Origin of the sequence: Streptomyces sp. NPDC048436, from assembly GCF_043200355.1 — a bacterium.
Lineage (GTDB): Bacteria > Actinomycetota > Actinomycetes > Streptomycetales > Streptomycetaceae > Streptomyces.
In genome coordinates this window covers 650,176-674,409 of record NZ_JBICXP010000001.1, presented here as the reverse complement: position 1 = coordinate 674,409, position 24,234 = coordinate 650,176, and the positions used below count along the sequence as shown (strand labels likewise).

19 protein-coding genes, 1 pseudogene and 1 riboswitch are annotated in these 24,234 nt (G+C 71.8%); of the genes and pseudogenes, 10 read left to right on the top strand and 10 right to left on the bottom strand.

Going from position 1 to position 24,234, the window contains the following annotated elements:
- Positions 1-63: 63 nt before the first annotated feature.
- The gene (locus tag ACGFX9_RS03120) at positions 64-1,308 is read right to left on the bottom strand and encodes a cytochrome P450 (protein ID WP_393463704.1); all 1,245 of its coding nucleotides are present in this window, start codon (positions 1,306-1,308) and stop codon (positions 64-66) included.
- Between the two features lie 282 nt (positions 1,309-1,590).
- Here ACGFX9_RS03120 and ACGFX9_RS03115 point away from each other — a divergent pair, with 282 nt between their 5' ends.
- Entirely contained in the window at positions 1,591-2,760 is a 1,170-nt protein-coding gene (locus tag ACGFX9_RS03115; RefSeq protein WP_393463701.1) for a steroid 3-ketoacyl-CoA thiolase, read from the top strand.
- Between the two features lie 80 nt (positions 2,761-2,840).
- On the opposite strand, the gene ACGFX9_RS03110 is transcribed toward ACGFX9_RS03115, so the two are convergent.
- The 7 genes from ACGFX9_RS03110 to ACGFX9_RS03080 all read right to left on the bottom strand — a co-directional run bounded on the left by ACGFX9_RS03110 (position 2,841) and on the right by ACGFX9_RS03080 (position 10,583).
- Positions 2,841-3,296, bottom strand: a complete 456-nt coding sequence (locus ACGFX9_RS03110) for a transglycosylase SLT domain-containing protein (protein ID WP_393463698.1) — start codon at positions 3,294-3,296, stop codon at positions 2,841-2,843.
- Between the two features lie 348 nt (positions 3,297-3,644).
- Positions 3,645-4,478 (bottom strand): ECF transporter S component, encoded by an 834-nt coding sequence (locus tag ACGFX9_RS03105; RefSeq protein WP_393463696.1) that lies wholly within the window; start codon positions 4,476-4,478, stop codon positions 3,645-3,647.
- Positions 4,475-6,160: an ABC transporter ATP-binding protein gene (locus ACGFX9_RS03100; RefSeq protein WP_393463693.1), complete on the bottom strand. Its 1,686-nt coding sequence runs from the start codon at positions 6,158-6,160 to the stop codon at positions 4,475-4,477. Before ACGFX9_RS03100 ends, ACGFX9_RS03105 begins: the two co-directional genes overlap by 4 nt.
- The gene (locus tag ACGFX9_RS03095; protein ID WP_393463690.1) at positions 6,157-7,341 is read right to left on the bottom strand and encodes an energy-coupling factor transporter transmembrane component T; all 1,185 of its coding nucleotides are present in this window, start codon (positions 7,339-7,341) and stop codon (positions 6,157-6,159) included. Before ACGFX9_RS03095 ends, ACGFX9_RS03100 begins: the two co-directional genes overlap by 4 nt.
- An 8-nt stretch (positions 7,342-7,349) precedes the next feature.
- On the bottom strand, positions 7,350-8,024 hold the full coding sequence (locus ACGFX9_RS03090) for an SCO2322 family protein (RefSeq protein ID WP_393463687.1): 675 nt from the start codon (positions 8,022-8,024) through the stop codon (positions 7,350-7,352).
- The gene (locus tag ACGFX9_RS03085) at positions 8,021-9,238 is read right to left on the bottom strand and encodes a prenyltransferase/squalene oxidase repeat-containing protein (RefSeq protein WP_393463684.1); all 1,218 of its coding nucleotides are present in this window, start codon (positions 9,236-9,238) and stop codon (positions 8,021-8,023) included. Before ACGFX9_RS03085 ends, ACGFX9_RS03090 begins: the two co-directional genes overlap by 4 nt.
- Before the next feature lie 144 nt (positions 9,239-9,382).
- A riboswitch (cobalamin riboswitch) is annotated at positions 9,383-9,453 on the bottom strand.
- Between the two features lie 80 nt (positions 9,454-9,533).
- The gene (locus tag ACGFX9_RS03080) at positions 9,534-10,583 is read right to left on the bottom strand and encodes an MBL fold metallo-hydrolase (protein WP_393463681.1); all 1,050 of its coding nucleotides are present in this window, start codon (positions 10,581-10,583) and stop codon (positions 9,534-9,536) included.
- 217 nt (positions 10,584-10,800) lie between these two features.
- On the opposite strand from ACGFX9_RS03080, the gene ACGFX9_RS03075 reads away from it, so the two are divergent.
- The 6 genes from ACGFX9_RS03075 to ACGFX9_RS03050 all read left to right on the top strand — a co-directional run bounded on the left by ACGFX9_RS03075 (position 10,801) and on the right by ACGFX9_RS03050 (position 19,334).
- The gene (locus ACGFX9_RS03075; protein ID WP_393463678.1) at positions 10,801-12,267 is read left to right on the top strand and encodes an aldehyde dehydrogenase; all 1,467 of its coding nucleotides are present in this window, start codon (positions 10,801-10,803) and stop codon (positions 12,265-12,267) included.
- Positions 12,267-12,497 (top strand): ferredoxin, encoded by a 231-nt coding sequence (locus ACGFX9_RS03070; RefSeq protein WP_393463675.1) that lies wholly within the window; start codon positions 12,267-12,269, stop codon positions 12,495-12,497. Before ACGFX9_RS03075 ends, ACGFX9_RS03070 begins: the two co-directional genes overlap by 1 nt.
- A gap of 208 nt (positions 12,498-12,705) precedes the next feature.
- Positions 12,706-15,342, top strand: coding sequence for a class III lanthionine synthetase LanKC (lanKC, locus tag ACGFX9_RS03065; protein ID WP_393463673.1), 2,637 nt, complete (start codon positions 12,706-12,708; stop codon positions 15,340-15,342).
- A 49-nt stretch (positions 15,343-15,391) separates the two neighbouring features.
- On the top strand, positions 15,392-15,517 hold the full coding sequence (locus ACGFX9_RS03060; protein ID WP_135335021.1) for a SapB/AmfS family lanthipeptide: 126 nt from the start codon (positions 15,392-15,394) through the stop codon (positions 15,515-15,517).
- A gap of 167 nt (positions 15,518-15,684) precedes the next feature.
- Complete coding sequence (locus ACGFX9_RS03055) at positions 15,685-17,448, top strand: ABC transporter ATP-binding protein (RefSeq protein WP_393463671.1); 1,764 nt, start codon at positions 15,685-15,687, stop codon at positions 17,446-17,448.
- Entirely contained in the window at positions 17,445-19,334 is a 1,890-nt protein-coding gene (locus ACGFX9_RS03050) for an ATP-binding cassette domain-containing protein (protein ID WP_393463670.1), read from the top strand. The genes ACGFX9_RS03055 and ACGFX9_RS03050 overlap by 4 nt, the downstream gene beginning before the upstream one ends.
- On the opposite strand, the pseudogene ACGFX9_RS03045 reads toward ACGFX9_RS03050, so the two are convergent.
- Together ACGFX9_RS03045 and ACGFX9_RS03040 are read right to left on the bottom strand one after the other, a co-directional pair.
- Positions 19,260-19,502, bottom strand: a pseudogene (locus ACGFX9_RS03045) (LuxR C-terminal-related transcriptional regulator); the annotation flags it as partial. The gene ACGFX9_RS03050 and the pseudogene ACGFX9_RS03045 overlap by 75 nt on opposite strands.
- A gap of 584 nt (positions 19,503-20,086) precedes the next feature.
- Positions 20,087-20,725 carry a TetR family transcriptional regulator gene (locus ACGFX9_RS03040; protein WP_393463668.1) on the bottom strand — a complete coding sequence of 213 codons (639 nt, stop codon included), beginning with the start codon at positions 20,723-20,725 and terminating at the stop codon, positions 20,087-20,089.
- A 221-nt stretch (positions 20,726-20,946) separates the two neighbouring features.
- Here ACGFX9_RS03040 and ACGFX9_RS03035 point away from each other — a divergent pair, with 221 nt between their 5' ends.
- The 3 genes from ACGFX9_RS03035 to ACGFX9_RS03025 are packed head-to-tail and all read left to right on the top strand — an operon-like array spanning position 20,947 to position 24,151.
- Complete coding sequence (locus ACGFX9_RS03035) at positions 20,947-22,308, top strand: glycosyltransferase family 4 protein (RefSeq protein ID WP_393463666.1); 1,362 nt, start codon at positions 20,947-20,949, stop codon at positions 22,306-22,308.
- Entirely contained in the window at positions 22,308-23,066 is a 759-nt protein-coding gene (locus tag ACGFX9_RS03030; protein WP_393463664.1) for a methyltransferase domain-containing protein, read from the top strand. The genes ACGFX9_RS03035 and ACGFX9_RS03030 overlap by 1 nt, the downstream gene beginning before the upstream one ends.
- Positions 23,063-24,151 carry a prenyltransferase/squalene oxidase repeat-containing protein gene (locus tag ACGFX9_RS03025; RefSeq protein WP_393463662.1) on the top strand — a complete coding sequence of 363 codons (1,089 nt, stop codon included), beginning with the start codon at positions 23,063-23,065 and terminating at the stop codon, positions 24,149-24,151. Before ACGFX9_RS03030 ends, ACGFX9_RS03025 begins: the two co-directional genes overlap by 4 nt.
- Positions 24,152-24,234 lie beyond the last annotated feature (83 nt).

The following is a 24,234-nucleotide window of genomic DNA, read 5'->3' as shown; positions in this document are numbered from 1 at the left end:
CCACCCAGGAGGAGGCAGGGGCGGGGCGTAGGGGGGAGTTGCCCCTGCCTCCCTGGTAGCGGGTCAGCCGGTGCTGACCTGCAGTTCCTTGACGCCGTTCAGCCAGGCCGAGCGGAGTCTGCGGGGGTCGGAGACCAGACGCAGGTCCGGCAGTGCGTCCGCTATCGCGTTGAAGATGAGGTTGATCTCCAGGACCGCCAGCGACTTGCCGAGGCAGAAGTGCGGGCCTCCGCCGCCGAAGCCCAGGTGGGGGTTCGGGTCGCGGGTGATGTCGAACCGCAGTGGCTCGTCGAAGACCTCCGGGTCGTTGTTGGCCGAGGAGTAGAAGATGCCGACCCGGTCGCCCTTCTTGATCTTCGCTTCGCCGAGCTCGGTGTCCTGGGTCGCGGTGCGCTGGAAGGAGACGACGGGAGTCGCCCAGCGCACGATCTCCTCGGCGGTGGTCTCGGGGCGCTCGCGCTTGAAGAGCTCCCACTGCTCGGGGTGGGTGAGGAAGGCGTGCATGCCGTGGGTGATGGCGTTGCGGGTCGTCTCGTTGCCGGCCACCGCCAGCAGGATGACGAAGAAGCCGAACTCGTCGGAGGAGAGGTTGCCCTCGTCCTCCGCCGCCACCAGCTGGCTGACGATGTCCTTGGCCGGGCACTCCTTGCGGGCCGCCGCGAGGTTCATCGCGTACGAGACGATCTCCATGGCCGCCTCGGCGCCGATCTCCTCGGTGATGGCGTACTCCGGATCGTCGTACGCCGCCATCTTGTTGGACCAGTCGAAGATCTTGGAGCGGTCGTCCTGGGGGACGCCGATCAGTTCGGCGATGGCCTGGAGGGGGAGCTCGACGGCGACGTTCGTGACGAAGTCGAAGGAGCCGTCGGGGGCGGCGTTCGCCCGGGCCGTCTCGACGATCGATCCTGCGCGGTTACGCAGGGCGTCCTCCAGAGAGCGTATGGCGCGGGGCGTGAAGCCGCGCTGCACGATCTGGCGCACCCGGGTGTGCTCGGGCGGGTCCATGTTGAGCATGATCATCTTCTGGACCTCGATCTGGTCCCGGCTGATCGACTCGTTGAAGCGGATGACCGCCGTGTTGAGGTTGGAGGAGAACAACTCCGGGTGCGTGGAGACGTACTTGACGTCCTCGTGCCGCGTGACGGCCCAGTAGCCCGAGTCGTCGAAGCCGGAGATGCGCGGCGGCTGGGTGATCCAGCGCACCGGTTCCGTCTGCCGCAGCTGGGCGAACTCCGGGTGGGGTACGCGCTCTTGGAGCAGGTCGGGGTCGGTGAAGTCGAACCCGTCGGGCAGCGCTGGACAGGGCATCGGCAACTCCAGGAGTTTCAGTTCTGGCAGCTCTGTGGATGGAGCGGTAGCAGTAGCTGTCCTGACGGTCCATCAGGAGATGTCCCGCAAGGTAGTAACGGGTTCTACAAGAGGCAAGGCCCGCGCCCGGGTTGCTTTCGTGCACGTCCTGCGCAAGGTGCGTGCACGACCCTTGCGGCGGTGGGGTCGGGCTCAGCAGACTGCATACAGAACTAGAACGCGTACTAGTTCTCCGTGTGGGTGCCGGGACATCCACGCGGGATGTGGATGGAGAGGACGCCCATGGCCGCGGAACCTGTCATCGTCGAAGCCGTACGCACCCCCATAGGTAAGCGCGGCGGCGCGCTCGCCAATCTCCACCCCGCCTATCTGCTCGGCGAGACCTACCGCGAACTCCTCGGCCGTACGGGCATCCACGCCGACTGTGTGGAACAGATCGTCGGCGGGACGGTGACCCATGCCGGGGAGCAGTCCATGAATCCGGCGCGCACGGCCTGGCTCACCATGGGCCTTCCGTACGAGACAGCGGCGACGACGGTGGACTGTCAGTGCGGTTCGTCGCAGCAGGCCAGCCACATGGTCGCCAACATGGTCGCGGCCGGCGTCATCGACGTCGGCATCAGCTGCGGCGTCGAGGCGATGTCGCGGGTGCCGCTGGGGTCGGGCTCCAAGCACGGTCCTGGCAAGCCCTTCCCCGAGGAGTGGAACGTCGACCTGCCCAACCAGTTCGAGGCGGCCGAGCGGATCGCCCGCAACCGGGGGCTCACGCGGGAGAACGTCGACTCGCTCGGCCTCATCTCGCAGGAGCGCGCCGCCATCGCGTGGGCCGAGGAGCGCTTCAAACGCGAGACCTTCGCCGTCCAGGTCCCGACTACGGAGGAGGAGCAGGGCGCCGGGCACGGCATGTGGCGGCTCGTCGACCGGGACGAGGGCCTGCGGGACACGACGATGGAGGGCCTTGAGCGGCTCAAGCCGGTGATGCCGACCGCCGTGCACACGGCGGGCAACTCCTCGCAGATCTCGGACGGCGCGGCGGCGATCATGTGGGCGTCCAAGCGGATGGCCCGCGCCCTGAAGCTGAAGCCGCGGGCGCGGATCGTCGCGCAGGCGCTGGTGGGTGCCGACCCGCACTTCCACCTGGACGGACCCATCGACGCGACGCGGGCGGTGCTCGGCAAGGCGGGGATGTCCCTGAAGGACATCGACCTCGTGGAGATCAACGAGGCCTTCGCGTCCGTGGTGCTGAGCTGGGCGCAGGTCTTCGAGCAGGACCTGGAGAAGGTGAATGTGAACGGGGGTGCGATCGCGTTGGGGCATCCCGTGGGGGCGACCGGGGCTCGGCTCATCACGACCGCCCTGCATGAACTGGAGCGCCGCGACAAGGAGTTCGCGCTGATCACGATGTGCGCGGGCGGGGCGGTGGCTACGGGGACGATCATTCAGCGGCTGTAGACGAAACGCCGGGGCGGGCTGGAGGTTTCCAGCCCGCCCCGGCGGGGTCAAAGCTTCAGTTCAGGCGGCTGCCCTCAGGCTCAATAGGAGCCGTTGGCCTGCCAGTGGTTCCACGCGCCGACCGGGCTGCCGTAGCGGTCGTTCATGTAGTCGAGGCCCCACTTGATCTGGGTCTCGGGGTTGGTCTTCCAGTCCGAGCCCGCCGACGCCATCTTCGTGGCGGGCAGGGCCTGGACCAGGCCGTAGGCGCCGGAGGAGGAGTTGGTGGCCTTGGGGTTCCAGCCGCTCTCGTGCTCCACGATCTTGCTGAACGCCTTGTACTGAGCGGGGTCCGGGATCATCTTCTTCGCGATCGCCTTGGCCGAGGAGGGCGCCGCGGCGGGAGCGGCGGCCGGAGCCGCGGTCTTCGCCGCCGTGGGGGTCGCGGCCTGGGCCGCGCCCGCGCTGAACACCATGCCGGTCGTGGCGACGGCCACGGCGGCACCGGCGAGGGCCTTCTTCGGGGTGGCGATGCGGCGGAGGAGCGAGGCGGACAAAGCGTGACCTTCCGTGGGGGACATGGTGTCGCGGGCATGCCGTGGGCCACGGGGGTGTGGCTGGAGGAATGCGTCGGCGCCGGGGGGCCTTGCGACCGGTGGCGCCGTGCGACTCGTTCCAGAGAAACAGGGCTGCCGCGCCTCCGCAATGACCCCTTTTACTAGTGGATGTCGCATGTAAGTAAAAGGTCCTGCGTGTGACGTGGCTCTCAATCCGCAGGTCAGGGGCCATATCGTCGCGTACGCGTCAAGCGAGTCGCGCTACTAGCCGCCTTCGTAGAGGACGAAAGTCCTGTGGGCCGCCTCACCACGGAAGGACCCCCGCCGTCACGGAGAGCCAGCGACCGCCTACGCCTCGGGCCCCTCGAATGTGACCTGGGCCTCGAAGGCGGCGCGGCGCGTGGCCCGGCGCAGCGCCTTCAGGACGGCGGGGCCCAGAGCGAGGCTCAGCAGTACGGTGACGACGGCGCGGGGCAGGTCCCAGCCGAGGGACGTGGCCAGGCAGTACGCGATGAAGCGGCCGAGGTTGTCGCCGACGGGGTCGCCGGGCACGAAGGAGACTCCGGTCGCCAGGCCGCCGAGGTAGGGCCAGCCCTGGAGGTTCATGACCGTGCCGTACAGGACGGACGAGACGGCTCCGTAGGCGGCGAGCAGCCACAGCTCGCGGCGCCCGCGCAAGGCGTTGGCGCCCGGAAGCAGCCCCGCGCCCATGCAGACCCACCCCATGGACAGCATCTGGAAGGGCATCCACGGCCCGACGCCCCCGGTCAGGAGCGCGGAGGCGAACATGGACACCGCCCCGAGCACGAACCCGAAGCCTGGCCCGAGCACCCGGCCGCTGAGCACCATCAGGAAGAACATCGGCTCGATCCCGGCGGTCCCGGCTCCCAGCGGACGCAGCGCGGCCCCGGCGGCGGCGAGCACCCCGAGCATCGCGATGGCCTTCGCGTCGAGACCGACGTCGGCGATGGTCGCCACGACGACGGCGAGCAGGAGCGGCAGCAGGGCCGCGAACAGCCAGGGCGCGTCCTGCGCGTGCGCGCTGAGCCCCGACGTACCGCCCGCGATCAACGGCCACCCGAAGGCGACGACGCCGACGGCGCTGACCAGCGCGAGAGCGGCGATGGACCGGGGGCCCAGGCGGATGGGGCGGGCCTGACGAGGCACGGGGGAGTGGCTCACGCGGTCCCGCCCCCGGCGCCGAGCGCCTCCCGTACCTCCGCCACCGTCAGCCACTTCTGCGGTGCCAGGATCTTGGTGGTCTGCGGCGCGAAGGAGGGGGAGGCGACCACGATCTCCGGGGTCGGGCCGTCCGCGACGATCTCGCCGTCGGCCAGGATCGCCACGCGGTGGGCCAGTTCCGCCGCCAGTTCCACGTCGTGCGTGGCGAGGACGATCGCGTGGCCCTCGGCGGCCAGGCCGCGCAGGAGCGTGACCAGACGGGCCTTGGCCGCGTAGTCGAGGCCACGGGTCGGTTCGTCCAGGAGGAGAAGGGGAGGGCGCGCCGTCAGGACGATCGCCAGGGCCAGGGTGAGGCGCTGGCCCTCGGAGAGGTCGCGGGGGTGGGTGTCGTCCGCGATGCCCGGAAGCAGCTGGGAGACCAGGGCGCGACAGGTGCCCGGCGTCGCGCCCGCGTCGTGGTCCGCCGCCGTGCACTCCGCGGCCACCGTGTCCGCGTACAGGAGGTCCCGCGGTTCCTGGGGGACCAGGCCCACGTGCCGGATGAGCTCGCGCGGGCCTGTGCGGTGCGGGACGGCGCCGCCGACGCGGACCGTGCCCGACGACGGTTCGAGCAGGCCGACCAGTGTCGAGAGGAGCGTGGACTTCCCGGCTCCGTTCCTGCCCATCAAGGCCACCGTCTCGCCCGCCCGGACGGTGAGGTCCACGCGGCGCAGGGCCTCCACCCGGCCCCGGCGCACGGCCAGCTCGGAGACCACGGCGGCGGGTGCTTCCCCGGTCCCGGACTTCGTACGTCCACGGAGCCGGGCCCAGCCGGTCGAAACGGGCCGTTCCGCGGGGCGGGGGGCCGCGGGATGCCGGGGCTCGGCCCCGGCGAGCCGCTCCCGCAGCGCCCCCGCCCGCCGCCGCGCGTCCCGCACCGTCAGCGGCAGGGGCGACCACCCCGCGAGGCGGCCGAGGCCGACCACGGGCGGGTAGACCGGCGAGACGGCCATCAGCGCCGCGGGATCTCCGAGGACCGGAGCCTCGCCCGGCGCCGCGAGCAGCAGCACCTGGTCCGCGTACTGCACGACCCGTTCGAGGCGGTGCTCGGCCATCAGGACCGTCGTACCCAGGTCGTGGACGAGGCGCTGCAGTACGGCGAGTACTTCCTCGGCGGCGGCCGGGTCGAGCGCGGACGTCGGTTCGTCGAGGACGAGTATCTGGGGGTGCGGGGTGAGGACCGAGCCGATCGCCACCCGCTGCTGCTGGCCTCCGGAGAGCGTGGCGATGGGCCGGTCGCGCAGGTCGGCGAGGCCGAGCAGATCGAGGGTCTCCTCGACGCGGCGGCGCATCACGGCGGGCGCCAGCCCGAGCGACTCCATCCCGTAGGCCAGCTCGTCCTCGACGGTGTCCGTGACGAAGTGCGAGAGCGGGTCCTGCCCCACGGTGCCGACGACATCGGCGAGTTCACGCGGCTTGTGCGTACGGGTGTCACGCCCCGCCACCGTCACACGGCCGCGCAGCGTGCCGCCGGTGAAGTGCGGCACGAGCCCGCTCACCGTGCCGAGGAGCGTGGACTTGCCGACCCCGGAGGGGCCGACGAGGAGCACCAACTCGCCCTCGGGTACGGCGAGATCGACCCCGCGCACGGTGGGCTCTGCGACCCCTTCGTACGTCACGGAGACATCCTCGAAGCGGATCATGAGGGCTCCTTGGGACGAACGGGGGTGGCGGAAGCGGTGGAACCCGCGGAGTCGGACGGCACCGGCGCCACGAACGCGGGCAGCAGCCCGATCAGTGCCGCCGCCGCGGGCCACAGCGGCAGCGTGGGCGCGGTCAGCGGAACCACCCCGGGGTGCAGGGCGGCAGCGTCGTACGAGGAGGCCCAGATCATCAGGCCCGCCACCGCCACCCCCGACCCGGCTACGAGCCAGGCGCGGACACCCCACGGGTCGGGGCGGTAGCGGGTGCGTACGGAGCGGCGGCCACCGAGGCGCAGTCCCACGAGGGCCGCGACCAGTCCGGCGGCCAGGACCGGCAGGCCGTAGCGCGTGCCGTCCGCGGTGAGCAGGCCGTACGTTCCCGCGCAGACGCCCATCAGGCCGCCGAGCGTCAGTACCGCCGTCGCCCTGCGCACCCCGGCGGGGACCGGCGCGCTGCGGCCGAAACCCCGCGCGTCCATCGCGGCGGCCAGGGCCACCGACCGCTCAAGGGCGCCCTCGAGGACCGGGAGCCCGACCTGGAGCAGCCCCCGGATGCCCTTGTCGGCGCGCCCGCGAAGGCGCCGCGCGGCGCGCAGGCGCTGCACATCGGTGATCAGGTTCGGCGCGAAGGTCATCGCCACGACGATGGCGACCCCCACCTCGTACAGCGCGCCCGGCAGCGACTTGAGCAGCCGGGACGGGCTGGCGAGCGCGTTGGCGGCGCCGACGCAGATGAGGAGACCGGCGAGGCGTACGCCGTCGTAGAGCGCGAAGAGCAGACCCTCGGCCGTCACCCGGCCACCGATCCGTACCCCCTTCGCCCAGTCGGGCAGCGGTACTTCGGGGAGCGTCACCAGGACATGCGTGCCGGGGATCGGCGAGCCGAGGATGACCGCGAAGACGAGCCGGATCGCGATCACGACGAGGCCGAGCTTCACGAACGCGCCGTACGACCGCGCCCACGGAGCCGACGTCCTGCGCGCCGCGACGACATAGCCCGCGACCCCGATGAGCAGCCCGATCAGCAGGGGATTGGTGGTGCGGGACGCGGCGACGCCGAGGCCGAGCGCCCACACCCACCAGGCGCCCGGGTGCAGCGCGTTGCTCCGGTGCGCTTCGGGTGCGAGGCGGGCGAGGCGCCGCCGCAGCGCACCGGGTGCGGTGCTCGGGTGATCGGTCATCGCACGGTTCAGCCGCGTCGGCGGCGTGCCTGCCATACGGCGGCGGCGCCGAGCAGCGCGATGGCGGCCACGCCCGCGACAAGCCCGACGGAGGGACCGCCGGAGTCGCTGTCCGTCTTGTCGGCCTCGCCCGCGGTCGGCTTCTTCCCGGAGGACTGTCCGTCGCCCGAGACCTGCTCGCCGCAGCCCGACTTGGGGTAGTTGGTGATGGCGCACAGCAGGGCGTTGCTGTCGTAGCGAAGGGGCTTGGCGACGGCGGCGAGTGCTTCCGCGCTCGTCGCGTCGTCCGACACCTGAGCGCAGGCGGTACGCGGCTTCGGCGGGGTCTCGCCGCCGGGGGCGTCACCCGGCGTACCGAAGTCGATGACCAGGGCGACCCGCTTGCGGTCGTCCTTTGCGGGGGTCTTGGCGCAGATCGCGGCGAAGTCCGCGGCGCCGCGCGGCTTCGCGGCGTCCTTCGAGTCCTCGGACACGGAGAACCGGAAGCCCTGGACGGCCCCGTCGTCGGGGCGCGCGCTGCCGGGGCCCTGACTCGCGTACGTCCACGTGGCGCCGTCCCGGTCCCAGAAGGACCAGTAGCGGTAGCCGGCGGCCTGGGCGGGGGCGGCGGCGAGGACACCGAGCAGGGCGGCGAGGAGCGCCCCGATCAGCAGGCGCCCGCACCGCACGCGACCCCGCGTCACAGCTGCTGCTTCTTCCTGTTGCCGCTGTAGAGGAAGCCGATGCCGATGCCCGCGACCAGGCCGACGCCGATGATCCACCAGATGCTCACGCCGCCGTCGTCGCTGTCCTTCTTCTCGTCGGCGGCCTTCTCGGTCGCCTGCGGGGCAGGTCCCTGCGCGTTGAGCTGCTTGACCAGGTCCGTGCCGCCGAAGTCGCGCGGGTCCATGCCCGCGGCGTGGGCGGCGAAGATCAGCTGGGCGTAGGCGGCGGGGCCGGACTTCTTGGCCCAGTCCGCGGAGTTCTTCGACAGCCACTCGGCCGACTTCTTGGCCTGCTCCTGCTGACCGGCCGCGGCGAGCGCGAGCACGGCGTCCGCGGTGTTCCCCAGGTCGGGCATGTTCTTGGCGCCGGCCATCGACGACATCAGGTGGTCGTCGCCCTTGGCGAGGGTCTTCAGGAGGTAGCCGGTGCCGTTCGACGCGGCCTGCTCGGCGGTGTCGGCCTTCGCGCACTTCGGGGCGGCGGACTGCTTCTTGGCGGCGTCGACGACCAGGCCCTTGCCGTGGCCGCCGAGGACGCCGGCCGCCGTGGCGTCCGCGTTCGGGGAGAGCTTGCCCGACTTGACGTCCGCGAGACCGAAGGCGCCGCCGTCCTTGCCGCAGCTCATCGAGAGGGCGGGCAGCGCGCTGTACGCCGTCTTGCCGCTCTGGGCCTTCACGCCCTCCGGCTTCTCGCCCGCCGCGACGAGGGCGCCGATGACGATGCCGGTGGAGTTGGCGTCGGAGTCCATGCCGGGGGTGTAGCCCCAGCCGCCGTCCTTGTTCTGCACCGACCTCAGCCAGCCGACGGCCTTGTCGACCGTCTTCTTCTGACCGCCGAGCGCGGCGAGCGCCTGGACGGCGGACGCGGTCGCGTTGCTGTCGAACATGGTCTTGGAGTCGCACGGCTCGGTCGCGTCGGCGCGGTACGCGGCGAAGCCGCCGCTGTCGCACTGCTGCCCGGCGAGCCAGTCGACGGCCTTCGCGGCGGGCTTCACTCCGGCCGAATTCTGGGCGAGGAGGGCGTACGACTGCCGGAAGACCCCGTCGAACTTGGGGTCCTCGTCGCCGTACAGACCGGAGGGAAGGGCCGCGGAGGGCGAGGGCTTCGCGGTGTCCGCGAAGGCGGCCGGGGCGGCGACCGAACCGAACACGGCTACGGCGGCCAGGACCGCTGCGCTGCGGCGAACGTTCATGATGCGGCGGGTGCCTCTCCCTGCGGGGAGCGGGGCAGCACGGGCACGTAACGGGCACGGGCACCGGGCGGCTCCGGCTCCGTATACCTCGACGGTGCCGTTCATCGGGGGCCCCGATGAAGCGAGCCGGTCATGGTCCGTACCGGGCATTCCGGCTTACCGCTCGGGTGCGGTATACGGCTGCGGGTCAGCGCCGGATTCGCACCGGCTTCCCCCCGTACGGGCATGATGACGACGGGGGCCACTCTACCGGCCCGTAGCGGAAGCACCCCGGGGCGCCCGCCCCGGCGGGAGGTCACACCGCCCGGTACCGCACCGGATCGCTGCCCACCGCCTCCGCGCGCCCCAGCTTCACCAGGCGCCGCACATGCGCCTCGGCCTCGGAGACGGCGATGTTGCGCGAGCCGTGGCGGATCTCGGCCCAGGGGCGGTTCCACTCCATGCGCTCGGCGAGCTGCCAGGGGGTGAGGGGCTCGGCGAGGAGAGCGGCCAGGTCGGTGAGGCGCTCCTCGTGGTGGGCCAGGATCTCCCGGACGCGGGCCGGGGCGTCCGTGAACGCGTACTGGTGGGCCGGAAGGACCTCCGCGGGGCCCAGGCGGCCGACGCGCTCCAGGGAGTCGAGGTAGTCACCCAGGGGGTCGGTGACCGTGTCGTCGTCAGGGTCCTCGTACAGGCCGATGTGCGGGGTGATGCCCGGGAGCAGATGGTCCCCGGAGAACAGGCGTCCGTGGCCCGGGAGTTGGGCCGGGTGCTCCTCCTCCAGGTGCAGGCAGACGTGGCCGGGGGTGTGGCCGGGGGTCCAGATCGCGCGGAGCCTGCGCCCCGGCAGGTCGATCAGCTCGCCGGGTGTGATGCCGAGGTCGGGCAGTGCGGGGGCCAGACCCGGCAGCTTGGGCATGCGGCCGGCCTCGCGGGCGGCGAGCAGCGGTGCCAGATGGTCGGCGGGGGCGCCCGCGGCCGTCAGCTTCTCCACCATGTAGTCGAGCCAGCGCCGCGGACGGCTCGACCTCGTCCGCCGTACGACCGCCGCGTCCGCCTCGTGCATCGCGATCCACGCGCCCGAGGCCTCGCGGACCTTGGCCGACAGGCCGTGGTGGTCGGGGTGATGGTGGGTGATGACGACGCCGTGCACGGCGTCGGCGGACGTGCCGCAGGCGGCGAGGCCGGTGGTGAGGGCGTCCCAGGAGGTGGGGTCGTCCCAGCCGGTGTCGATGAGGACCGGGCCGCTGTCGGTGTCCAGTAGGTGGACGAGCGTGAAGCCCAGGGGGTTGTCCGGGATCGGGACCTTGATGCTCCATACGCCCCCGCCGTGCTCGGTCACCTGCGGATCGGTCACCTGCGTCATCGGGCGCCCTCATCTCTCGTCGGCTGCGGGCCTGCCCGCCAGCGTAACTAGAACTAGTTCCAATGATCGCCCAAGTCGACCGTTCGCTCAGGCTACTTGAGCCTTGCCCTCCGTGGACTACTGGAACTAGAACTGGTATCAGTTCTGCATCAGTGAGTCCTGAGACAGCGTCAGAAAGTGTGCCGCGCAGGCGGAATCCCGCAGGAGGCAGTCAGCCATGACCGAGCTCGTGGAACACGGACAGCTTTTCATCGGCGGGGAGTTGGTGGATCCCCTCGGCAAGGACGTCATCGAGGTGGTGTCGCCGCACACCGGTCAGGTCTTCGCGCGGGTGCCGCACGCGGCGCCCGCCGACGTCGACCGGGCCGTCGCCACCGCGCGCAAGGCGTTCGACGAGGGGCCCTGGCCCCGGATGACGCTCGACGAGCGGATCGAGGTCATCACCAAGATCAAGGACGCTTTCGCCGTACGGCACGAGGAGATCGCCCGCGTCATCAGCTCCCAGAACGGCACCCCCTACACCTCCAGCGTGATGGTGCAGGCCCTCGCCGCGATGATGGTCTGGGACTCGGCGCTCACGGTCGCGAAGAACTTCACGTACGAGGAAGCGCGCGACGGCGCCCTCGGCAAGATCCTCGTCCGGCGCGAACCGGTCGGCGTCGTGGCGGCCGTCGTCCCGTGGAACGTCCCGCAGTTCACCGCGGCGGCCAAACTCGCGCCCGCGCTGCTCGCCGGATGCCCGGTCATCCTCAAGACCTCGCCGGAGACGCCGCTCGACGCCTACATCCTCGCCGAGATCGCCGTCGAGGCCGGGCTTCCGCGGGGCGTGCTCTCGATCATCTCGGCGGACCGTGAGGTCAGCGAGTATCTCGTCGGTCACCCCGGCATAGACAAGGTGTCCTTCACCGGCTCCGTCGGCGCGGGCAAGCGCGTCATGGAGGTCGCCGCGCGCAACCTCACCCGCGTCACCCTGGAGTTGGGCGGCAAGTCGGCCGCGGTGATCCTGCCGGACGCCGACGCGGCGGGCGCGGTCGCCGGGATCGTCCCCTTCGCCTGGATGATCAACGGCCAGGCGTGCGTGGCCCAGACCCGCATCCTCGTGCCCCGCTCGCGCTACGACGAGTTCGCCGACGCCTTCGCCGCGGCGGCCTCCGCGCTCAAGGTCGGCGACCCGCTCGACCCGGCGACCGAACTCGGCCCGCTGGTGGCCAAGCGCCAGCAGCAGCGCTCGCTCGACTACATCCGCATCGGCCAGGAGGAAGGCGCCAAGATCCTGACGGGCGGCGGACGCCCGGCCGGGTTCGACGAGGGCTGGTACGTCGAGCCGACGCTCTTCGGCGGCGTGGACAACTCCATGCGCGTCGCCCGCGAGGAGATCTTCGGCCCGGTCATCTGCCTTCTTCCGTACGGCGACGAGAGCGAGGCCGTCAAGATCGCCAACGACTCGGAGTACGGGCTCAGCGGCAGCGTGTGGACGGCGGACGTGGAGCGCGGCATCGACATCGCCCGCCGGGTGCGCACCGGAACGTACTCGGTGAACACCTTCAGTCTCGACATGCTCGGCCCGTTCGGCGGCTACAAGAACTCCGGCCTTGGACGGGAGTTCGGGCCCGAGGGGTACGGCGAGTACTTCGAGCACAAGATGATCCACCTCCCCGCCGGCTATGAGGGAGCGGGTGCCTAATGGGTGACCGCTGGCACGTCGAGGTGGACCGGTCCGTGTGCATCGGCTCCGGGATGTGCGTGATCACGGCGCCGGGCGGCTTCTCGCTCGACTCCGCCCGCCAGTCGCATCCCGTGGACCCCGAGACCGACGCCAACGAGAAGGTGCTCGAAGCGGCCGAGGGGTGCCCGGTCGAGGCGATCACGATCACGCTGACCAGTGGGGAGGTCGTTTTTCCGCCGGAAGAATAGCCCTGTTCGCCGCCGCGTGCGCCGAATTCACTTCCGTGACGGCGCCCGCGGAACCCGGCGAGCGAGGTGTGTATTTTATGTGCGCTCGAACGTGTGCGAACAGGACTTTACGCATGCGTTCCGCATGGTGTTCCGGTGACATCCGTGACTGTCCGTCCCCTTTGCGGTCTGGAAATCTCTCCATCACACCGCAGAGAGAGGGGGCACCGTGGACAAGCGGTACGAGGTCTACTGCCTGGCCGACAGGCACTTCTACGAGACTCCGGACCGCATGCCCGTGGGCGGGGCCGCCCCTGAGTTCAAGACGGCCGGTCGCGCTGTCCCGGCGGGATGGCGGTCGGGCCGCGAGGGGGACTGGCTCACCGTCGTCCCGGTCGACGAGGCCGGGCAGGCGCGGCCGGCTCCCCAACAGGGCTGGAAGATCCATGTGTCCGCCACGCTGGAGAACGCGGACCGGATAGCCGCGGCGGTCTGGGACCACTGCGTGCCGCGTGCCGTGCCCTTCAAGTTCATCGCGGGACGGCATCTGCTGCACCTGCGCAACAGCAAGTACGCGGGGCGCGACGGCAGCGGGAAGTTCGTGACGATCTACCCGGCCGACGAGGAGCAACTGCACTCGCTCCTGAGAGAGTTGGGCACGCTCCTCGAAGGCTTCGAAGGTCCCTACATCCTCACCGACCTGCGCTGGCGGGAAGGCCCGCTGTACGTCAGGTACGGCGCCTTCACCCGCCGCATGTGCGTCAACGACCGCGGCGCCCTCGTCCCCGCGATCGAGGACGACCACGGCACGCTCGTCCCCGACCCGCGCGACCCCGCCTTCAAGGTCCCCGCCTGGGTGACGCTGCCGCCTTTCCTCGAACCGCAGCTGGCGGCCCGCAACAAGACGACGGTCTCCGACCTGCCGTACCGCATGGAGAAGGCGCTGCACTTCTCCAACGGCGGCGGCGTCTACGTGGGAACCGACACTCGTGACGGCCGCAAGGTCGTCCTGAAGGAGGGCCGGCCGCACGCCGGTCTGGCATCCGACGGGGCCGACGCCGTGGCCCGCCTGGAGCGCGAGCGGGCCGCGCTGGAGTGTCTGGCGGGTCTCGGTGTCGCACCCGAGGTGCGCGACTGGTTCGAACTCGGCGGCCACCGCTTCCTCGTCATGGACTTCCTGGAGGGCCGCACCCTCAATTCCTTCTTCGCCGAGCGCCATCCGCTGTGCGTCAGCGAACCGGACCCCGCGGCGATATCCGCGTACACGGCCTGGGCGCTGCGCATCCACCGCGCCGTCGAGGAAGCCGTCGCCGCCGTGCACGGGCGGGGCGTCGTCTTCAACGACCTGCACATGTTCAACATCATGGTCGCGCCCGACGAACAGTCCGTCTCCCTCCTCGACTTCGAGGCGGCGGGACGAGTGGGTGACGGCGGACGCCAGGTCGTGGCCCACCCCGGGTTCATCGCTCCCGCGGACCGCGAGGGAGTGGACGTCGACCTCTACGCCCTCGCCTGTCTGCGCCTCGCCCTCTTCCTGCCGGTCACCACCCTTCTCGCCGTCGACCGCGGCAAGGCGGCGCACCTCGCGACGGTGATTGCCGCCGAATTCCCGGAGGTTCCGCGGGAGTTCCTCGCCGAAGCCGTGGCGGAGATCGAACGCGGCGGGCGGCGTGAGGTTGCCACGGCGGGCGGGGTCGGCGCCATCGGGCCGGTGACGGGGGCCGCCTCGCCACTCGTGGACATCGCCGACTGGCCCAGCAGCCGGGACTCCATGGTCAAGGCCATCCTCGCCTCGGCCACCCCGGAGCGCGACGACCGGCTCTTCCCGGGCGACATCGCGCAGTTCGCCGAGGGCGGCGGGCTGGGCCTCGCACACGGCGCGGCCGGAGTGCTGCTCGCCCTCGCCGAGAGCGGCGCCGAACGCTATGAGGAGGGCGAGCGCTGGCTTCTCAAGCACACCGAAGCCCTCGCCCCCGGTACGCCGATGGGCCTTGAGCACGGTCTCGCGGGCATCGTCCACGTGCTGGACCGGCTCGGCCACCGCACACGCGCCCTCGACCTGGCGGAGCTCATCCTCAAGGAGAACTGGCAGCGGCTCCCCTCCGACCTGGACGGCGGCCTCGCAGGCCTCGGCCTGGTCTTCGACTCCCTCGCACGCAGCACAGGGGAGCAAGCCTTCGGCCAACACGCGTTGCGCGCCGCCGAGTTGCTCGGCGAGCGGCTGACCGCGGAAGGTCCGCCCAACGAGCGGCGCAGGGCCGGCCTGCTGCACGGGGCCACCGGCTCCGCGCTCCTCTTCCTGCGGCTCTACGAACAGAGCGGCGACCCCACGCTCCTCGACCTGGCGGCGCGCGCCCTGCGCTCGGACCTCGACCGGTGCGTGGCGCGGGAGGACGGCAGCCTCGCGGTGGACGAGGGCTGGCGCACCATGCCCTACCTCGGCGACGGGAGCGTCGGCATCGGCATGGTCATCGACGACTACCTCGCGCACCGGGACGACGCCGGGTTCGAGGCGGCGCGGCCAGGAATCCTGGCCTCCGCACGCTCGCGCTTCTGCGTGCAGCCCGGCCTGTACCAGGGGCGGGCAGGACTGCTCCTGCACGTCAACCGCAGCACCACGCCCGGCATCACCCCCGAGGACGTCGCCGCGCAGATCGAGGGCCTCGGCTGGTTCGCCATGCCGTACGCGGGCCAACTCGCCTTCCCCGGCGATCAGATGTTGCGCCTCTCCATGGACCTGAACACCGGAACGGCGGGCTGTCTCCTCGCCCTCGCCGCCGCACTCGGGGACACCGGAGCGCACGTCCCCTTCCTGCCGCACACGCGGCGGGCCCAGAGCCGGTCCCGCGACGCCGCGGGGTCGTGACAACACCCCACAAGGACAGCAGCAACGTCCCCAAATGAGAGGCAGTTCCATGGCACTTCTCGACCTGCAGAGCATGGAGTCCGACGAGATGACCGGTGGCGGCGGCGGTGGCGGCGGCAGCCAGGTAAGCCTCCTCCTCTGCTGGAGCGCCGCCAGCGTTCTGCTCTGTCTGTGACTCCACTGCGCGCCTGAGCAGCACGGTTGACGGACCGGGCGGGTCTCCTAGCGGAGGCCCGCCCGGACCCAACCACCGCCACGCCACTGACACGTACAGCGCCACCGACACGTACAGCGCCACCGCCACTCCGCCACGGACACGAGGACTGCGAGGACCCGGACCGCATGGCGACCACGACCCCCCGCCCGCGTCGGCAACCCGCTGAAACCCCGGCTGAACATGGACCCCGACCCGGCCGCGCCGCAGGACTGCTGCGTGCGGCGGCCCGGTACAGTGCCGCCCGCTGCGTGGTCCTCGCGCTGTGCATCGTCGCGGGCGCGGGTGCGAGCCTCCTTTTGCCGTACGCCATCGGGCGCGCCCTGGACGCCGTCCTGTCCGGCCACGCGTCGGGCCACGTCGGCGCCGACGCCACCCGCTGGATCCTGGTCTGCGCCGCGCTCATCGGCGCGAGCGCGGTCCTCGACGCCGTCGACAGCGTGCTCACCGGCACCACCAACGCCCGCACCACGGCCTGGCTGCGCGGTCGTGTCGGGCGCCATGTGCTCGCCGTCGGGCCACGCGCCACCGCCCGTTTCGCCCCCGGCGACCTGGTGGCCCGCCTCATCGACAACGCGGCCCACGCGGGCGTCGCGCCCGCGACGTCCGCCGCGCTCCTGGCCGCCCTGGTCGCACCCGTCGGCGCCGTGGTGGCGCTCGCCCTGATCGACGGCTGGCTCGCCGTGGTGTTCGTCGCGGGCGCGCCCGTCCTCGTCCTGCTCCTGCGGGCGTTCGTGCGCGTCTCCTCCGACTGCGTGGCCCGCTACCAGCAGGTCCAGGGCGACATCGCGGGCCGCCTCAGCGAGGCGATCGGCGGCGCGAGGACCATCGCCGCGGCGCACACCGAGGACAAGGAGGCGGCGCGCGTTCTCGGGGCGCTGCCCGAACTCTCCCGCCAGGGCCACCGGATGTGGCACGTGCAGGGCCGCTCCCAGGCCCAGGCGGTGGCCGTCGCGCCGCTCCTGCAGATCGGCGTCGTCGTGGTCGCGGGCCATCTGCTGATCGAGCACCGCATCACCGTCGGCGAGCTCCTCGCCGCCTCCCGGTACGCGGTGCTCGCCACCGGCATCGGCGTCCTCGTGGGGCAGTTGGGCGCCCTGGTGCGGGCCAGGGGAGCCGCCCGGCGCCTGGAGGAAGTGCTCGCGGAACCCGCCACCGTGTACGGCGACTCGGAACTCCCGCCCGGCGAAGGCTTGTTGGAGCTACGTGGGATCAAGGTGGCCCGCGGTGGACGCACCGTGCTCGACGGGATCGACCTGACGGTGCCCGCGGGCGGCACCCTTGCCGTGGTCGGCCGCTCCGGCGCGGGCAAGTCGCTGCTCGCCTCCCTCGCGGGACGGCTCGCCGACCCCGACGAAGGGGACGTACGTCTCGACGGCGTCCCCCTGCGCTCGCTCGGCCGGGATGAGCTGCGCCGCGAGGTCGGCTACGCCTTCGAGCGGCCCGCCCTGCTCGGCGCGACCCTGGAGGACACCATCGGCTTCGGATCCCCGCGCCCTGCGCCCTCCCGCATCCGCGAGGCGGCCGGCGCCGCCCGCGCCACCCCCTTCATCACCCGCCTCCCCGACGGCTACGCCACCCGCTGCGAAGACGCGCCCCTCTCCGGAGGCGAGGCCCAACGCCTCGGCCTGGCACGGGCGTTGGCACGAGGTGGGCGGCTCCTGATCCTGGACGACGCCATGTCGAGCCTCGACACGGTGACCGAACACCACATAGCCGAGGCCCTGCTCCACCACTCCGCGCACGGCAGCCGCCTGATCATCGCCCACCGCGCGGCGACCGCGGCCCGTGCCGACGCGGTGGCCTGGCTGCACGACGGCCGGATCCGGGCGGTGGGCACGCACGCGGAACTGTGGGAGCGGCCGGAGTACCGGGAGGTGTTCGGCGCGTGAGGCTCATTTCCGGTGAGGGGCGGCGGGATCCGCAGGGTCCCTACCGCCGGGGTGTCCGCTTCCTGTGGCGCCGGTGGCCGGTGGTCCTGCGGCTCGCCCTGTGGTCCGTACTGGAGACCGGGCAGACCTTCCTGACCGGGTTCGCCCTCGCCCGCGCCCTGGACGACGGCTTCCTCGCGGGGCACGAGGCGGTCGGCCTCGGGTGGCTCGGCGCGGCGGGGCTCGGCGTGGTGGTCGCCGCGTACGGCACGGGGCGGGTGTACCGCACGGTCGCCGACCTGGTGGAGCCGCTGCGGGACACCCTGGTCCGGCAGGTCGTCGGCCGGGGGCTTCGGGACGCGGAAGGCGCCGCGGTGTCCCGGCTCACCCAGCAGGTGGAGATCGCAAGGGACACCTTCGCGGGCCTGGTCCTGGTGTCACGCTCCTTCGTCTTCACGGCCGCCGGCGCGCTGGTCGGCCTGTTCTCGCTCGACCCCCTCCTCCTCCTGGTCGTGGCGCCGCCGCTCATCGCGGGCGTCGGCCTGTTCGTGGCGACACTGCGTCCGCTGGCCAGGCGCCAGGAGGAGTTCCTCGTCGCCGACGAGGGCATCGCGGGCCAACTGGGCGCGCTGGCCCCGGGGTTGCGGGACGTGGCGGCGGCGGGCGCGGAACGGGACGCGGCCGCCGACCTGGACCGGGGCGTCGCCACGGAGTACGCGGCGGCCCGCGGTCTCGCCCGCTGGGGCATCCTGCGCACGGCGGCCCTGGCGACCGGCGGCCAGCTCCCGCTGGTCCTGCTCCTCGTCACCGCCCCCTGGCTCCTGGACAACGGAGTGACACCCGGCGCACTGGTCGGAGCCCTCGCCTACGTCACGCAGGCCCTGCTCCCGGCCCTGCACAACCTGATCCACGGCCTGGGCGCGAGCGGCTCCCGCCTCGCCATCGTCCTGCACCGCCTGACGTGGACCCCACCGCAGACGCCACCGGAGCAGCCCGAGACGGTCACCGCCCCCGCCCCCGACGCGCCCCCGCCCCCCGCCCTCCACCTCTCCTCCGTCACCTTCGCCTACGGGCCCCGCGCCGAGCCCGTCGTACGCGATCTCTCGCTCACCGTCCCGCGCGGTGGCCACCTGGCCGTCGTCGGGCCCAGCGGCATCGGGAAGTCGACGCTGGCCGGGCTCGTGGCGGGGCTGCTCGAACCCGGGGGCGGGGTCGTCCTGGTGGATGGGCGGGCGGTGCGGGGGCAAGGGGCCGCCGGGCGCAGGGTGTTGATACCGCAGGAGGCGTACGTCTTCAGCGGGACGGTGCGGGAGAACCTGGAGTATCTGCGGGCGGACGCCGTGAGCGGGGCGGAACTGCTCTCCGCCGCCGGGGCCGTCGGGCTCAGTGGCCTGATCGAGCGGCTCGGCGGGCTCGCCGCCGCGCTCGACCCCGCCGCGCTCTCCGCCGGTGAGCGCCAGCTCGTCGCGCTGACCCGCGCCTATGTCTCGTACGCGCCCCTCGCCCTGCTCGACGAGGCCACCTGCCACCTCGACCCGGTGGCGGAGGCGCGCGCCGAGCGGGCGTTCGCGGCCCGGCCCGGCGGCACCCTCGTGGTGATCGCCCACCGCATCAGCTCGGCCCGCCGCGCCGACCGGATCCTGGTGATGGACGGACAGCACACCCTGTGCGGCGGTCATGAGGAGCTGCTCGAACGCTCCTCGCTCTACCGGGATCTCGCCGGGAACTGGGGCCCGGCGAACGGCAGTTCACACCCAGCCCTCCCCGCGCGAGATGCGTATGGCGTCGATCCTGTTGCGGGCGCCGGTCTTGCGGGTGATGGCGGCCATGTAGTTGCGCACCGTGCCGTTGGTCAGATGCAGACGGTGCGCGATCTCGGCGACAGGGGCGCCCCCGGCGGCGAGTGACAGGACCAGTAACTCCCGGTGGGTGAGCGGCATCTGAGAGGCCTTCAGAAAGCCGAAGCCCAGTGACTCGTCGACGAACCGCTGCCCGGCCGCCACCTGTCTTATCCCGGTGAGCAGCCGGTCCGGCGGGCTCGCCTTGTCCACATAGCCGAGGGCGCCCGCCTCCATGCAGCGCCGCAGCAGCCCCGGCCGGTTCCCGGAGACCAGGACGAGGAGCGGGCTGCCGAGTCCCCCGGCCGCCGGATGGGACTGTTCGCCGAACTCGGCGGACGCGTACGCGGCGTCGCCGTCCGGGTCGACCACGCAGAGGTCGGGCCGCATCGCGCCCGTACGGTCGCGGGCGCCGTGCCACGGCGCATGGAACACCTCCAGGTCCGGCTCACGGGCGAGACGCTCCGCCAGAGCCGATCGCAGCAGACAGGCATCGTGCACGAGAAGTACCCGGATCACGTTCCGATCCCCCAGCTTCCCGCTGTCGGTATTCCGGCAGTTTCCGGCAGTTTCCGGTTGCCTCGGTCAAGTACGTCACCATTCATAGCGGCGCCGACCGCTCGCGCGGACCCGGAGATCTGGCCAAGAGGGATCAGGAGGGGCTCAGGGGCGCAATTGCCACGCGCCTGTGCGCCCCCTGTGCACCGCATGCAGCGGGACAGGGGTTGCGGGATCGCGTGATCCGGGGGACGCGTGAGAGGCGAGGGCCGGGGGAGCGTTACGCCTTCTCGGGCGACGTCAGGTCGACTTCTCGGGCGACGTCAGGCCGATTTCTCGGGCGACGTCAGGTCGATCAGGCGGCACACCATCTCGATGTCGATCTTGACCTGCGCGATCGACGCCCGCCCCGAGAGCCAGGTGATCAGCGCCGAGTGCCAGGTGTGCTCGATGACGCGCACCGCCGAGAGCTGTTCGGGGGTCGGGGCGTCCTCCAGGCCCATCGCGTCCAGGATGATCACCGTGGTCAGCCGCGAGACCGTGTCCACCTCGGGGCTCACCGAGCGGTCGGCGAAGGTCAGGGCCCGCACCATCGCGTCCGCGAGGTGCGGTTCGCGCTGCAGGGCGCGGAAGGCCCGCATCAGCGTCTCCGCGACCCGCTCGGCGGGCGTCTCGCCGGCCGGCGGGCGCTTACGGATCGTCGAGTGCATGTGCCCCAGCTGGTCCTGCATGGTGGCGACCAGGAGATGCACCTTGGAGGGGAAGTAGCGGTAGAGCGTGCCGAGCGCGACGCTGGAGGACTCGGCGACCTCGCGCATCTGCACCGCGTCGAACCCGCCCCTGCTCGCGAGTTGGGCGCTGGCGTGCAGGATGCGGCGGCGGCGCGCCTCCTGCCGTTCGGTGAGGGGCGGCGACGCCGGATCAGCTGCTGCGACTTCCGCTGGCTTGGCTTCCGCTGTCATATGTCCCGTTGTTCCGTTGTCCCGTTCCGGATACGTGGTCGGCCAGCATGGCAGGGGACCCGCCGTGGCGCGAATCACCTGATCCGGGCCTTACAGCGCGGCTACCTGCCGGTAGATTCAAAGCTCGTTCAGCGATCATTCAACGATCAAGTCTGAAACTTGTTCTAGATTACCGTCCCGGCGTAACCTCGCGGACAACCGCAGGGAGAAGGGGGCCGAGAGTGACCGCTGAGGCCATGGAGGCGGGCCCCCGGACGGGGCCGGACGCCGATGGTGACCGTCCGTTGCGCATCGCTCTCCTCACGTACAAAGGGAACCCGTTCTGCGGGGGACAAGGCGTCTACGTACGTCATCTCTCGCGCGAGCTGTCCCGCCTCGGCCACAGCGTCGAGGTGATCGGCGCGCAGCCCTACCCCGTCCTTGACGAGGGCCTTGAGGGCCTGACCCTCACCGAGCTGCCGAGCCTCGACCTCTACCGCTCGCCCGACCCCTTCCGCACCCCCAAGCGCGACGAGTACCGCGACTGGGTCGACGCGCTCGAAGTGGCGACGATGTGGACCGGCGGCTTCCCCGAGCCAGCGACCTTCAGCCTGCGCGCCCGTCGCCATCTGCGGGCCAGGCGCGGCGAGTTCGACGTCGTGCACGACAACCAGACCCTCGGCTACGGCCTGTTGGGCGACCTCGGCGCGCCGCTCGTCTCGACGATCCATCACCCCATCACCGTGGACCGTCAGTTGGAGCTGGACGCGGCGCCCGGCTGGCGGCGGCGCATGTCCGTGCGCCGCTGGTACGCGTTCACGCGCATGCAGAAGCGCGTGGCGCGCCGCCTGCCCTCCGTGCTCACCGTCTCCGGCACCTCGCGCCAGGAGATCATCGAGCACCTCGGCGTACGTGAGGACCGCATCGACGTCGTGCACATCGGCGCCGACACCGACCTCTTCTCACCGGACCCGGCGATCCCCGAGGTCCCTGGCCGGATCGTCACGACCTCCAGCGCGGACGTCCCGCTCAAGGGCCTCATCCACCTCGTCGAGGCGCTGGCCAAGGTCCGCGCCGAGAACCCCGCAGCCCACCTCGTCGTCGTCGGCAGGCGCGCCGAGGACGGTCCCGTGGCGCAGGCGATCGAGCGGTACGGCCTCGAGGACGCCATCGAGTTCGTCAAGGGCATCACCGACGCCGAGCTCGTCGACCTGGTCCGCTCGGCGCAGGTCGCCTGCGTCCCTTCTCTCTACGAGGGGTTCTCGCTGCCCGCGGCGGAGGCCATGGCGACGGGAACGCCGCTGCTCGCGACGACCGGCGGCGCGATCCCGGAGGTCGCGGGCCCGGACGGCGAGACGTGCCTCGCCGTGCCGCCCGCCGACCCCGGCGCGCTCGCCGCCGGGCTGAGCCGGCTGCTCGGCGACCGTGAGCTGCGCGCCCGGCTCGGCGCGGCCGGACGTGAGCGGGTTCTCGCCAAATTCACCTGGGCCCGCGCCGCCCAGGGCACCGCAGAGCTGTACCGCGCGGCGATCGCCCGCAACAACCAAGCCCCGCAATCCGGCCGCCCCGCCGCCACCCCGACGTACTCCGGGAGCCCTCGCTGATGCTGACCGTCGACTTCACCCGCTTCCCGCTCGCCGCGGGCGACCGCGTCCTGGATCTGGGCTGCGGCGCGGGCCGGCACGCCTTCGAGTGCTATCGGCGGGGGGCCCAGGTGGTGGCCCTCGACCAGAACGGCGAGGAGATCCGTGAGGTCGCCAAGTGGTTCGCCGCGATGAAGGAGGCGGGCGAGGCGCCCGCCGGCGCGACGGCCACCGCGATGGAGGGTGACGCGCTCAACCTGCCCTTTCCCGACGCCTCGTTCGACGTCGTGATCATCTCCGAGGTGATGGAGCACATCCCCGACGACAAGGGCGTACTCGCGGAGATGGTCCGCGTGCTCAAGCCCGGCGGCCGCATCGCGGTGACGGTCCCGCGCTACGGCCCGGAGAAGATCTGCTGGGCCCTGTCGGACGCGTACCACGAGGTCGAGGGCGGGCACATCCGCATCTACAAGGCGGACGAACTGCTCGGCAGGATGCGGGAAGCGGGCCTGAAGCCGTACGGCACGCACCACGCGCACGCCCTGCACGCGCCCTACTGGTGGCTGAAGTGCGCCTTCGGCGTGGACAACGACAAGGCCCTGCCGGTGCGGGCGTACCACAAGCTCCTGGTCTGGGACATCATGAAGAAGCCGCTGGCCACGAAGGTGGCGGAGCAGTTGCTCAACCCGATTGTGGGCAAGAGTTTCGTGGCGTACGCGACGAAGCCGCATCTGCCGAAGACGGACGCGAAGACCGACGACGCGAAGACCGACGCGTGACGAGCCCGGAGCGGACGGAACACCTGGTCCTGCCCGGCGTCCTGACGGCCGACGAGGCCGTCGTGACGGTACGCGGGATCCTCGCCGTCCAGCGCGAGGACGGCGCGATCCCGTGGTTCCGCGGCCACCACCTGGATCCGTGGGACCACACCGAGGCAGCCATGGCCCTGGACGCCGCGGGCGAGCACGCGGCGGCGGGCCGCGCCTACGACTGGCTGGCGCGGCACCAGAATCCGGACGGCTCCTGGTACGCGGCGTACGTCGACGGGGATCCGTACGACGTGAGCGACCGGGGCCGCGAGACGAACTTCTGCGCGTACGTCGCCGTGGGCGTCTGGCACCACTACCTCTCGACCGGCGACGACACGTTCCTCGACCGCCTGTGGCCGACGGTGGTGGGGGCGGTGGAGTTCGTCCTCGCGCTGCAGCAGCCGGGCGGCCAGATCGGCTGGAAGCGGGAGGCGGACGGGACGCCGGTCAACGACGCGCTCCTTACCGGCAGTTCATCGATCCACCAGGCGCTGCGCTGCGCCCTGGCGATCGCCGAGCAGCGGGAGGAGCCGCAGCCGGACTGGGAGCTGGCTACGGGCGCGCTGGCCCACGCGATACGCAGCCACCCCGAGCGGTTCCTCGACAAGGACCGCTACTCGATGGACTGGTACTACCCGGTCCTGGGCGGCGCGCTGAGCGGCCCCGAGGCCAAGTCCCGCATGGAGGACGGCTGGGACCGCTTCGTGGTGCCGGACCTCGGCGTGCGCTGCGTCATCCCCAACAACTGGGTGACGGGCGGCGAGAGCGCCGAACTGGCCCTGGCGCTCTGGATCCTGGGCGAGTCGGACCGCGCCCTGGAGATCCTCCAGTCGATCCAGCACCTGCGCGACCCGGAGTCCGGCCTCTACTGGACGGGCTACGTCTTCGACGACAAGGCGATCTGGCCCGAGGAACTGACAACGTGGACGGCGGGCTCCGTGCTCCTTGCGGTAGCGGCACTGGGCGGCGACGAGGCCACCTGCGCGGTGTTCTCAGGAGAACGCCTGCCGGTGGGCCTCGCGCCGGGGTGCTGCGGGGCGGGTACGGGTCAGTAGCGGCGGAGGCGGCCTGCTATGGCGTGGCCGACGAACATGTACACGAGCGCTGCGAGGCCGTAGCCGCAGACCACGCGGGCCCA